The organism is Mucilaginibacter sp. PAMC 26640 (genome assembly GCA_001596135.1).
In the GTDB taxonomy this organism is placed as follows: Bacteria; Bacteroidota; Bacteroidia; order Sphingobacteriales; family Sphingobacteriaceae; genus Mucilaginibacter.
The window spans coordinates 1,297,470-1,310,119 of record CP014773.1 but is presented as its reverse complement, the minus strand read 5'-3'; the positions used below and the strand labels follow the sequence as shown (position 1 = coordinate 1,310,119).

At 44.8% G+C, this 12,650-nt stretch carries 9 protein-coding genes; 4 read left to right on the top strand and 5 right to left on the bottom strand.

Annotated elements, in window-relative coordinates; all coding sequences use genetic code 11:
- Window positions 1–14: 14 nt before the first annotated feature.
- The 3 genes from A0256_05590 to A0256_05580 all read right to left on the bottom strand — a co-directional run bounded on the left by A0256_05590 (window position 15) and on the right by A0256_05580 (window position 5,873).
- On the bottom strand, window positions 15–2,150 hold the full coding sequence (locus A0256_05590; GenBank protein ID AMR34440.1) for a tail-specific protease: 2,136 nt from the start codon (window positions 2,148–2,150) through the stop codon (window positions 15–17).
- Window positions 2,151–2,346: 196 nt separating this feature from the next.
- Complete coding sequence (locus A0256_05585; protein ID AMR30934.1) at window positions 2,347–2,964, bottom strand: hypothetical protein; 618 nt, start codon at window positions 2,962–2,964, stop codon at window positions 2,347–2,349.
- Window positions 2,965–3,245: 281 nt separating this feature from the next.
- Window positions 3,246–5,873, bottom strand: a complete 2,628-nt coding sequence (locus tag A0256_05580) for a cyanophycin synthetase (GenBank protein AMR30933.1) — start codon at window positions 5,871–5,873, stop codon at window positions 3,246–3,248.
- Window positions 5,874–6,030: 157 nt separating this feature from the next.
- On the opposite strand from A0256_05580, the gene A0256_05575 reads away from it, so the two are divergent.
- Together A0256_05575 and A0256_05570 are read left to right on the top strand one after the other, a co-directional pair.
- Complete coding sequence (locus tag A0256_05575; GenBank protein AMR30932.1) at window positions 6,031–6,957, top strand: cyanophycinase; 927 nt, start codon at window positions 6,031–6,033, stop codon at window positions 6,955–6,957.
- Window positions 6,954–7,796, top strand: a complete 843-nt coding sequence (locus A0256_05570) for an asparaginase (protein AMR30931.1) — start codon at window positions 6,954–6,956, stop codon at window positions 7,794–7,796. Before A0256_05575 ends, A0256_05570 begins: the two co-directional genes overlap by 4 nt.
- Before the next feature lie 41 nt (window positions 7,797–7,837).
- Here A0256_05570 and A0256_05565 read toward each other — a convergent pair whose 3' ends face one another.
- Entirely contained in the window at window positions 7,838–8,494 is a 657-nt protein-coding gene (locus tag A0256_05565; protein ID AMR30930.1) for a 3-methyladenine DNA glycosylase, read from the bottom strand.
- A 319-nt stretch (window positions 8,495–8,813) separates the two neighbouring features.
- Here A0256_05565 and A0256_05560 point away from each other — a divergent pair, with 319 nt between their 5' ends.
- Together A0256_05560 and A0256_05555 are read left to right on the top strand one after the other, a co-directional pair.
- Window positions 8,814–10,094 (top strand): AAA family ATPase, encoded by a 1,281-nt coding sequence (locus tag A0256_05560; GenBank protein ID AMR30929.1) that lies wholly within the window; start codon window positions 8,814–8,816, stop codon window positions 10,092–10,094.
- A 33-nt stretch (window positions 10,095–10,127) separates the two neighbouring features.
- Complete coding sequence (locus tag A0256_05555) at window positions 10,128–10,622, top strand: GCN5 family acetyltransferase (GenBank protein AMR30928.1); 495 nt, start codon at window positions 10,128–10,130, stop codon at window positions 10,620–10,622.
- 24 nt (window positions 10,623–10,646) lie between these two features.
- On the opposite strand, the gene A0256_05550 is transcribed toward A0256_05555, so the two are convergent.
- A complete protein-coding gene (locus tag A0256_05550; protein AMR30927.1) occupies window positions 10,647–12,605 on the bottom strand; it encodes a hypothetical protein in 1,959 nt (652 codons plus the stop codon).
- Window positions 12,606–12,650 lie beyond the last annotated feature (45 nt).

Below are 12,650 nucleotides of genomic sequence, written 5' to 3'. Positions count from 1 at the left end.
GAATTAAGTATTATCTATTTGATGGTCGTAGACACTTTGTTATCTAAAGTAAGGTAATCTGTCAGAATTTGACCGGCTTCTCGTTTAAGGAAATCCAGGTCTTCATTCTTGGGTTTTGTATCGCCCTTTTTCAAAGCGGGAAGACCCAGTGCTACACGGCGAAGATTGTTTTGCTCTAAAGCTTTCTTCTCATCCGCATCACGTTTGGCTTTCAATTGTGCTTCGTTGAGGGTAATGCTGGTTTCCGCATCACGTGCTTTCAGTTCCGTAATATCCTGCATCAGGTATTTATAGCTGTCGCTGCTGCTCATGCGCTGGTCATGCAGTTTTTTCAACTGTGGCAAAACGGCTGTAAAGTCCCCAACTTTCGTATACTCTGTTTTCGGGATCACGTCATAAGGCATCGCAGATGGCTCGGTGTCTTCACCATATTTATCCATAGGGATAACCGATGGAAATTCTAAATCTGGCAATACCCCTTTGTGCTGGGTAGAGCCACCGCTGATGCGATAGAATTTGCCGATGGTTAAATTCAACTGACCAAACTTGTTCTGGCTGCCGGTTGCAACAGTGGTGGATTTACCGGCTAGTTTTGAAAGCCGCTCTTTTAGTGTTGGGCTGATCACCTCATCCAAATCAATAATGCGCTGTACAGAACCTTTACCGTACGTTTGAGTACCGATAATCAATCCACGGCCGTAATCTTGTATCGCGCCGGAGAAGATCTCTGATGCCGAAGCACTAAAGCGATCTACCAAAACCGCCAGTGGACCTGCATACGCAACCGCAGGATCGTCGTCTTTTTCAACTTCTACGGAATTGCGCGGATCCCTTACCTGCACAACCGGGCCGGTTTTAATAAATAAACCTGTTAGTTCTGTGGCTTCCATTAACGATCCGCCACCATTTTGGCGAAGATCAAGTACCACACCATCTACACCTTCGCGCTTCAGGGTATCCAAAATCAGCCTAACATCACGGGTTGTACTTTTATAGTTGGGGTTACCAGCTTTATATTCATTAAAATCAAGGTAGAAAGCGGGTACATTAATGATCCCGATCTTCACCATTTTACCATTGTTATTGTATGTGCGGATCTCTTTTTTCGCAGATATATCTTTAAGTATTATTTTTTCCCTAACCAATTCTAATACTCTCGGCTTACCGTTGGCACCAGTTCCTTTTGGGAGGATCTGTAACCTGACAACAGTACCCTTCGTACCGCGGATCAAGGCGATGGCATTCTCTATCCGCCAACCAACAATATCCTGAAACTCTCCGGCTTTGCCTTGTGCAACCCCTATTATACGTTCGTCTACCGCTAGTTGCTTGCTTTTATCTGCGGGGCCGCCCGGTACGATAGAGGTGATCGTAACATATTCATTCTGTGATTGCAGTGTAGCTCCAATACCCTCCAGAGAGCGGGAAATATCAATATTAAATGCAGCTGCCGCAGACGGGATAAAATAATTGGTATGCGGATCGATAGCGCCCGTAAAAGAATCCATAAACACCTGGAAAACATCCTGGCTGTTTAACTTATTTGATTGTGAAAGCACATTGCTGTAGCGTTTCTTCAAAGTTACTTTATTGGCTTCAAGCGTTTTGCCGGTAAGCATCAAGTTAAGCAGGTCGTATTTTACACGTTGTGTCCACTGCTTATGCAAATCGTCTTCCGTTGCAGCGTAAGGCAACTTTTCCCTATCGTACGTAAAGGTTTCGTTTTTTGTAAAATCGAAAGACTGACCAAGCTGGGCTATTGAATAATTTACGTATTCATTATACCTTTTTTGAAACACATTAAAGATGTAGAATACATGGCTCAGATCGCCACTTTTGATATCGTCATCTAATGTGGTTTTGTACTGTTCAAAGCCCTTTATATCACCTGCAGTTAGGTAATTATGATTCTCGTCAATCTTTTTTAAGTATTCTGTGTAGATGATAGCGGAGATAGAATCATTTAGATCCACCTTTTTGTAATTGTAAGTGCCCACAAGGCCGGCCACCTTTTGCATCACAATACTTTGCTGCTCATCCGGTTGGATGTCATTCGGCCCGGCTTTTTTCATAGCTACCGGTTTAGATGGAGAGGCGTTGCAGGCAAGCGCAGCCGCTAAAACCAGCATCAAATAAATTTTTTTACACATATCTTTTACAGTCTTTAAATCGGGATCCTGGTGAAACATCAGTGCTTATGCCTGTTTTAAATTGCTTTATAAAAAAAGAGACAGCTTAAGGCTGTCCCGCTAATATATTGAATAACAATATTACAATAATGTTTGGGTTGTTTTATAATACGACCCGCATTTTACGTAAATGTTACATTATGAGCCAAAAGACGGTTTATTTTTTCTTATCTTTTATTTCTGCATTCTCGGCATACCGCCACTCGCTCTTATCCAGCCAGATCTTGTTGCTTTTTACGTACGCTATTTTTTTATCTACCGTAATGATATCTTCGATCCTGCCGGTGGCTACTGCCAGTGTTCTCGCCTCTGACAGGTCCTGTCCTGCTTGAGGTAAATCGCCAAGATCAGCTTTAACCATGGCCAGGCTAATCAGGCTTTTAATAGTATGCTGGTCGTCTGCCATTCTCTTTGAGATTTGGATGCTTTGCAGATAATACCACTTGGCTTCAGATAAGCGGTTTTCCTGAACGTACAGTTCTGCCAGTTCACTAAAATTATAACTTGCCAAATCATATTGTCGATAGCGCATATGATGCTGGGCCGATCTCATCACTACGCCCTCGCTAAGCTGTAAGTTGTAAACGGTGCGTGGAAACTTATACATGGGTAGTTTTTTAACTATCGCAGCGGCACTGGGGATGCGCTTAACAGAATGCATCTGCACAAGAGCAATAGCCGGGTATCTGGGATGGTTTTTAAAATCACCGCGCCACCACTGCGCCGATGCCGTGAGATGAAGCGTGCAAAAAAGGAATAATATAAGATATCGCATTATTTTTTCGCCCGGATATAGTTAAATTAACTGGTATATAAAGATAATGCAAAATCCAGGAAATGCAAAATCCGCACATTGCTACCTTAACAGGTTGACAGTTTCAGTTTTGTAAACGTAATTTATGCCATTAAGGTATAAGCTTTAACTACAAGATAACAAATGGATATAAGAATACCTAAAATACGAATATCCCCAACAGCTTCCAGCTATGGGGATATTCGTTCTATGAAACAAGGAATCAGGCAGTGTGCAATTAAAGCTGTCTAAACAAGCTAATGTTACACATTGAATAAACCATTTCTTTCCTGCTCCTGGTAGTTTTGTACCGTTTCTATCGCGTTACTTATCACGTCGCTCAGGGCGGTGATAAATGCGCCCGGTTGAGCCAGGCTCATGGCGTGTTTAATCGCGTCTACTTCTTTTGGCACAACTTCAAAAGGTGTGTTATTACCTTCAGAGGCAATTCCTTGCTTCAACAGATCAAGAATGTTCTCTTCGGTTCGGCCGCGCAGGTGTTTTTCCTGGCGGAGGATAATGTAATCAAACATTTCCGCAGCAATTTTACCAAGTTCCACAATATCCTCATCGCGCCTGTCGCCGGTACCGGCGATAATGCCGATTTTCAGCGGAGAATCTATATGGCTGAGGAATTGTTTGATCCCGTTAAAGCCATCCGGATTGTGAGCAAAATCAATCATAAAGCGGAAATCCTTGAACTCGAAAATATTCATCCGCCCCGGGGTTTGAGCGGCCGAAGGGATGAAGGTTTCCAGCGACATTTTGATGTCTTCCGTTTTGAATCCGTGTAAAAATGTAGCTAAGGTTGCTGCCATTACGTTATCTATCATAAACGCAACAGTGCCGCCAAATGTAAGCGGTATCAAAATGGTGCGTTGTACGCGGATTTTCCAATCGCCCTTTTGAATAGTGATAAAGCCGTTTTCGCAAACGCAGGCAATACCGCCCTTTTTACAATGCGAAACAATGACCGGGTTTTTTTCATCACGGCTAAAGTAGGCCACATTACAATCAGCCTTTTTGCCAATTTCAACACAATACTTATTGTCGGCGTTGAGTACTGCCCAGCCATCTTTTTTTACCGAATTAATCACCACGCTTTTTACCCGGGCAAGGTCATCCAGCGTGTGGATATCTGATAAGCCAAGGTGATCTTCCTGTATATTAGTTACTACACCAATATCGCAGAAACCAAAGCCAAGGCCGGAGCGCAGGATGCCGCCCCGGGCGGTCTCCAGCACGGCAAAATCAACCGTCGGGTCTTTTAGTATAAATTCACTGCTAACCGGGCCTGTGGTATCGCCCTTCATCATCATGGTGTTTTGCACGTAAATACCATCAGATGTGGTAAATCCTACCCTGTGGCCATTATTTTTAACAATATGGGCTATTAAACGTGTGGTAGTGGTTTTACCATTGGTGCCCGTTATTGCAATAATCGGGATGCGTGCTGATTTACCAGTAGGATAAAGCATATCTATTACGTGGCCTGCTACGTTGCGCGGCAAACCTTCGCTTGGCGCTATGTGCATCCGGAAGCCCGGGGCAGCATTTACTTCCAGCACCACACCACCGTTTTCGGTCAATGGCTCGGTAAGGTTTCGTGCCATGATGTCGATGCCGCAGATGTCCAGCCCAATGATTTTGGAGATACGTTCACAAATAAAAACGTTTTGCGGGTGTACATGGTCGGTAACATCAACGGAGGTGCCGCCAGTACTGAGGTTGGCGGTAGATTTTACAAACACTTTCTCACCATTTTCCGGAACGGTTTCTAGTGTATAGCCTTTTTTCTCCAGCAAGTCTAACGTATCACGGTCGATATCTATCAGGGTTAGCACGTTTTCATGGCCATAACCGCGGCGCGGATCAGTGTTTTCTTTATCGATCAGCTGTTGAACGGTCAGTTCTCCATCCCCTACTACGTGCGCCGGATCGCGCAGGGCGGCGGCTACCATTTTATTATCAATTACCAGCACCCTGAAATCGTATCCGGTTACAAAGCGTTCTACAATGACACGGCGCGAGATGCGGGCAGCAAATTCATAAGCAGCGATTGCATCCTGTATGGTTTGAATGTTGATACTGATGCCACGGCCATGATTACCATCCAGCGGTTTAAACACCAGCGGGAAACCTATCCGGTCTATCGCTTCTATCACCTGTTCGGCGCTGCTAATGGTCATGCCTTTAGCAACCGGGATAGCCTGCTCCTGCAAAAGGCGCTTCGTCTCATCTTTATTGCTGGCTATGTCTACAGCAATGCTGCTGGTTTTCTCCGTCATAGTAGCGCGGAAGCGGACCTGGTTTTTGCCATACCCCAGCTGTACCAGCGACTGCTTATTCAGGCGGATCCAGGGGATGTTCCGTGCGATAGCTTCCTCAACAATAGCGCCCGTACTAGGGCCAAGGCGGGTGTTCTCACGTATTTCGCGCATCTCCTGGATGTCTTTTTCCAGATCGTACTCGGTGCCGTCTATTAATGCCTGCGCAATATTTACGGCAGATTCTGCTGCAAAAACGCCCACTTTTTCTTCCAGGTAAGCAAAAACCACGTTATACACACCTGGTGTTTTGGTTTCGCGGGTACGGCCAAAGCCTGTCTCCATACCGGCAAGGGTTTGAATTTCTAAAGCGATGTGCTCAATTACGTGCCCCATCCAGGTGCCGGCAATTACCCGCTCAAAAAAACCACCCGGAACACCTGGTGAGCAGCGGTGAGTGTATAACGAAGGAATGAGTGCTTTCATCCGTTCGTAAAAGCCATCAATTTCATTGGTGGGGCGGTGCTCCATCTCCAGCAGATCCAGCCGCATTTGAATTAACTTTTTGCGGCTGATGCTCCAAATATTGGGGCCGCGCAGTACTTGTATGTTTTCTATCTTCATAGGTGTAGTATCAAAAGGAGTAAGAGGGATAATAAGTTTTTAAATCTAAAAAACTTATCAATCTAATAAAATCTTTAGGCGGAAAAATGCGTTTTTATTAATTAATTGCCACCATTTTAATGATTTTTATTTTAATTTGTATAAATTGATGTAAAAAATGAGTAGCCCAAAAGGAAAGTTAGTGATAATTGGTGGTGCTGTTGATATGGGCAGTAACGTAAGTGTGCTGGAACATATCGCACAGCCGCATTATATTAAATTTTTCGAAAAGGGGATCCTTCGCCGCATTATCAATGAATCGGCAAAAAAGGAAGCTTCTTTGGTAGAGGTGATCACCACAGCCTCGCAAATCCCGGAATTAGTGGGCAATGAATATACTAAGGCTTTTAACCAGCTGAATGTAACCCATGTAAATATTTTACATATTAAAAGCCGCGAAGATGCTACCAATCCGGAATATCTTGACCGGATCAGCAGAGCAGACGTAGTGATGTTTAGCGGGGGCGACCAACTGCGGCTTACCGCTATTTTTGGCGGCACACAATTCCTTCAGATCTTAAAAAAGCGTTATAACGAAGAGAACTTTGTAATTGCCGGCACATCTGCAGGCGCTGCTGCTGCATCTACTCACATGATTTACCGTGGGCAAAGCAACGAAGCGCTTATTAAAGGCGAGGTGCAAATTACAGCTGGCCTTGGTTTCATCGATTCGGTTATTGTTGACACGCACTTTGTGCAGCGCGGCCGCATCGGTAGGTTATTATATGCGGTAGCTACCAACCCCGGCATACTTGGAATTGGCTTGGGCGAGGATGCCGGTTTGCTGGTAACGGAAGGCAGTATGATGGAAGCTATTGGTTCTGGCCTGGTAATGCTGGTTGATGGCACTAATATTGTGGAAACTAATGTTTATGATGTAGAAATTGGCAGCCCGGTCTCTATAGAAAATTTGAAAGTGCATGTGATGTCGATATTTGATAAATACGATCTCGAACAGCACAAAATGATCATCAAACAAGCAGTTAAGGTTGAGGAGGGTGTATTTATTTCCACCCAGGATAGCAGTAACGATCTACTACAATGAAGCTAATTATTCACGGAGGTTTTTTCAGCGAATCGGGGACCAATCAGGAAGTTAAAAAAGCTAAGCAAGATGCTCTGCATGAAATTGTTGTACTTGGCCATAAATTTCTGGAAAGCCACACGGCTGCCCAAACCGTTGTTTATACGGTGCGCCTGCTGGAGGATTGTGACCTTTTTAACGCAGGAACCGGTTCACAGATCCAAAGCGATGGTAAGATCCGTTTAAGCGCAGCGCTTATGGATGGCAAAACCCAACGATTTTCTGGCGTGATCAATATAGAAGATATCCGGAACCCTATTTGTGTGGCTGAAAAACTGATGGAGTATGACGACCGTGTGCTAAGTGGAAGCGGTGCCTGTAACTTTGCTAAACAAAATGGCTTTGCCTATTTTAATACAGAAATTCCACAGCGCCGGAAAGAATACGAAAAGAAACTCAGCGACTCCATTCGCCTCGGTACCGTTGGCTGCGTAGCACTTGATATTTATGGAGACATTGCCGCCGCTACTTCAACAGGTGGTAAAGGCTTTGAAATTCCGGGCAGAGTAAGCGATTCGGCAACAACGGCAGGCAATTATGCCAACGCCTTTGCGGGCATTTCGTGTACCGGCGTGGGCGAAGATATTACAAGCGGATCTGTTGCTACCAAAATAGTTACCCGCGTAACTGATGGTATGCCACTCTCGCTGGCTACAGAAAAAACATTAGACGAAATGAAACCTTACGACGGCTTTGCCGGCGTAATCGGCATCAGCAATATGGGAGATATTTACCACGCCGATACGCACCCTTATATGGTTTGGGCTTTACACGATGGTGAGGTAGAAGTGTTTGAGTAAACGCGCTTCAGTTAGCTAAAAGCCCCTGTTAATTAGGGTGTTTAAAGTATTTGCTTTTTTGTCTTAGATCTTTTTGGAGCCGGCGACGATAAATAATAATGCCACAACAACATACTTGCTACGGTGCGATAGGGTTTCCATTGTTCGCCAATTGACATTAGCTCTTCTTTACTTGTTTCCCTGGGCAGCTTCTTCAACCGTTTCATGGCGTTGACAACTGCCAGGTCGCCAAGCGGCATAATATCCGGGTGCTTCAGCACAAACATCAGATAAACATCAACCGTCCAGTTGCCAATGCCCTTGAGGGCACATAAACTGCTGCGAATCTCCTGGTCCTCCATTTGCTCAAAAGCCGCAAGATCAATACGCCCACCGATGATTGCTTCTGCCAGATATTTGACGTAGGCAGATTTTTGCCGGCTAAAATAACAGTCTCGCAGTTCTGCATCTGTAAGCAACAAAACCCTAGCTGGTGTAATTTCCTGTACACGCTCACGCAATTTGTTTAATGCCGAAAGCGCCGATGCCAGTGATACCTGCTGTTCTAAAATGATATGTACCAGGGTTTCGAAAGTATTGGGCCGGCTCCACAGTGGCGGGTAGCCGTGAGTTTGGATAACATCGGCAAAATCAGGATCCATCAAAGCGAGTTCATCACAAATGGGATGGTAAGTAGCGGAGGTGAACTGTTTTGGCATTCGGATCTATTGACAAGTAATTTAAGTAACAATTATAACTAAAAATGGTACCATGTATGGTTTAAACCTATCTTGCCAGGCTTCCATTAAATTCCAAACTTAAACTAAAGATAAGCGCCAGCAAATTAACCTTATGTACAAGGTTCGGCCCGGAGCCAATAGATCCTATGATATAATAGTTATCAACATCCCCGGTGCAGTAACTAAACTGAAACAATACAAGAGATCGTTTTTCTTCACCAGATATAAAACAAATAACCGCCAACTAACTTACTAATCATTTTAGGATTTGGCGTTTCCATTTCCGAATTTTACATTTATGAATAATTTGCCGCCATTAGCCGAACGCATGCGCCCCAAATCACTGGATGATTATGTGGGTCAAAAACATTTGGTGGGGCCTGGTGCGGTACTTCGCAAGGCCATTGAATCCGGCTCTTTGCCATCTATGCTGTTTTGGGGGCCGCCCGGGGTTGGTAAAACTACGCTGGCCTATATTATTTCGCAATCATTGTTCCGGCCTTTCTTTTCGCTTAGCGCTATCAATTCGGGTGTGAAAGATGTACGGGAGGTAATAGAAAAGGCCTCTATACTAAAAGAGCAGGGAGAAATTTTACCGATCCTTTTCATCGATGAGATTCACCGTTTTTCCAAATCGCAGCAGGATTCCCTATTAGGGGCGGTTGAACGGGGCATTGTAACACTGATCGGCGCAACTACAGAAAACCCTTCTTTCGAGGTGATTTCCGCTTTGCTATCCCGGTGCCAGGTTTATATTTTGAAACCTTTAGAAGAACAGGATCTGTTGGATTTGATCGATAAGGCGAAAAAAGAAGACGTAGTATTAAAAAACAAGAACATTACTGTAAAGGAGCACGAAGCGCTGCTTCGCCTTAGTGGCGGTGATGCCCGCAAACTGCTTAATATTTTTGAGTTGCTGGTAAACGCATTTGATGGTAAAAAAATAGTGCTCACCAATGATGTAGTGCTGGAGCACGTACAGCAAAACATGGCGCTGTATGATAAAACCGGCGAACAACATTATGATATTATCTCGGCCTTTATCAAATCCATGCGGGGCAGTGACCCTAACGGAGCGGTGTACTGGCTGGCACGGATGATCGTTGGCGGGGAAGACCCTTTATTTATTGCCCGCCGCATGCTGATCCTGGCATCAGAGGATATTGGTAACGCCAACCCGAATGCGTTACTGCTCGCGCAAAGCTGTTTCAATGCGGTGCAGGTGATCGGCATGCCCGAGTCGCAGCTGATCCTGTCACAAACGGTCATCTACCTGGCAACATCGGCCAAAAGCAATTCAGCTACTACCGCCATTGGCGCTGCCATTGCTCTTGTAAGGCAAACCGGCGACCTGCCCGTGCCGCTTCACTTGCGCAACGCCCCAACCAAGCTGATGAAAAACATAGGCTATGGCAAAAATTATAAGTACGCCCACAGTTTTGAAGGCAACTTTGCCGACCTGGACTTTTTGCCCGAAGCAATACGCGGAACAAAAATTTATGAGCCGGGTAATAACGCCAAAGAAAACGAATCGAAAGAAAAATTAAAAAAGCTCTGGGGCGATCGGTATAAATATTAAGTTGCCTTACCGTATTTAAAGAGAGAGAATTGCATGTATTTAATAAGGAAAGCCACAGAAGCCGACGTTGACAGCATTTTGCAAATAGCAGAACAAACCTGGTGGCCAACCTATGAGCCGCTTTTAGGTAAAGAACAGGTTGCTTATATGCTTGGCACTATTTATTCACCTGATAAAATAACAGACCAGGTAAAAAATGGATCGCAGACTTTTTTATTACTGGTAGCCGATGGGCAACCTGTAGCTTTCGCTGCATATTCTCCAAGAGGGGAAGATCCGGAAATTTACAAACTGCACAAACTATACTGCCTGCCGGTAACTCAAGGCAAGGGTTATGGCAAAATGTTAATTAATGCTGTGGTTGAACAAACCAAAGAAGCGGGAAAATCTACATTGGATCTCAACGTAAACAGGGATAATAAGGCCAGAACTTTCTATGAAAAAATGGGATTCGAAATTGCTTATGAAGAGGATATTGCTATCGGACCTTATTGGATGAATGATTACGTAATGCGGAAGAAACTGTAGTAACAGCAATCAAAAAGCTGCATTTTAGCTCCATTTAATAACCATTGTTTCTTCGGGGTCTATACTGATATGATTGCCGCCTATTTTTCCACCCTTATTGGCAAACAATACATCAGGCTGTAAAGCAAAGGGGGTGATGGTAAGTGTAAACTCACGCCGCACCGTGGATTTATTGATAACGACGGTTAGCAGATCGGTGCCGCTTCTCATCGTTTTCATCAGCACTAGCTTTTGAGGCGCGTTAAATTTAAATGGGATGTTTAAAGATTTATACTCCAGGATACTTTTGAGGAATACGTTCAGATGGTTGTAGTCTTCAGAGATCCGGCTGCCTAAACCAACAAGTGTTGGTAACCACCAAACCGTACCCTTGCCAAAAGAGTTTTTCATGGCAGCGGCCTGCCCTTGCTCTGCAGATAGGCATTGGGCGGTTGTAGGATGGAGTAAGCCCTTCCATTGGTACGCCGGCAGTACATTCCTGCCTAGCTGCAAAATATCTATCTCATCTATTGCTTTATACTCTAAAACATCGCCACCAAGCAAATCACGAAGCGGGAAGCCCAGTCGTGTAGTTGCTACCGCATTTTCGTCATAATAGCCGCTCAAGCCATCTAATAGTAATTTACCGCCCATTTCCACGAACGAGCTCAGTACTGGCCAGTATTTAGAAGGGATAGCGATCTGGTGGGCCAGGATGATAGCAATTCCATGATAGTTATCCCCTGAAAAATCAAATTCGCTTATTTCTTTAAAGTTGGCTTGTATCCCGGCTTCGCTCAAGGCCTCAAAATAGGCTATTGCTGATTGCATTACCCCGCCCTCGTCCCTCCCCTCGTAGCTTTTGCCCCCGGTTTGCAGTTTCTTTTCTATCCACAACGATTCGCGGGTATACAGAATGTTAATGCCAGATTCAACCACTTTGGCATTTTCAAATAAATTAAGGTTCTGATTAATGGTGCGCATCACATCTGTAGCTGCTAGCAGCCGGTCTGATGGTTGGTTATGGTAGTTGAGCATCGCCCATTCGCCGGCTTCAATACCGGATGAACGCGGGTTGAGGCACCAGAAAATAGCGCCTTTACTTTCTGCAGCAATGGCCGTCCACAACCACTGACTGATCTCTTCGGCTGTGGGACATAGCGCCAAAAACCCGCTGTAGGTATTGTTGCCGCCCTGCAACTCGGTCATAAACCAAGGGATTTCTCCCGCGCCGGAGCGGAGCATTTCACAATTGGCAGCAACCGCAAGTGTGTACTGGCTGCGGTTAAAATAGCTGAAATGCCAGCTGGCATGAGCGGATCCTCCCAGGCTGGTTAGGAATTCGCGCCAGTCGGTAAAGTTATATTCCGCTGCGTTTTTAAATATAGCATGATTGTTTACGTGGATAATGCTGCCAGGATCGTACCGGTGAATCTCATCGGTTAGCCATTTTAAGAACCAGGTGTTGTAATACAGCAGGAAACGCTCATCTGCAAAGTCGAAATGATCATAACCATTGCTGTTATAATCCGGATGGGCCTGGGCGGCCTTCCATTCCAGGTATTTACTTGTTGCATAAGGGTCCTGTGGAAAACTACCCACTCCCGGTTCGTTCACCGGTACCCAGCCATAGCATGAATCAAAATTTTTAAAATGGGATACTACGTGTTTGATATAGTTGGCAATAGCTGTCAAATGATCCTCGTCGCGCGGAAACTTTAAACCGCCAAGGTCGGTAAAAGCAGTTGCGGGGAATAGGTTGCCATAGATTTTAATGCCGTATTTATCACCAGCCTGGTAAGCGGCATCAAACAAGTCAAAATCCCAGCTGCCATCCGGTTTACGCAGATACGTTTCAAACAGCCGTATGCGGGTTACTTTCATCCCGGCCTCTTTTAACCGCAAAAACCAAGTATCTATTTCTGCGGGTGTTTGGCCGGGTTCTATAAAAACCTCGGCACCAATCATTATGGGCGTAGCTTGCTGTTTTGATAAGTATCGCATAGGTAACACAACTCATTAGCGGCAGAATGGTTTTAACCCGGTAAT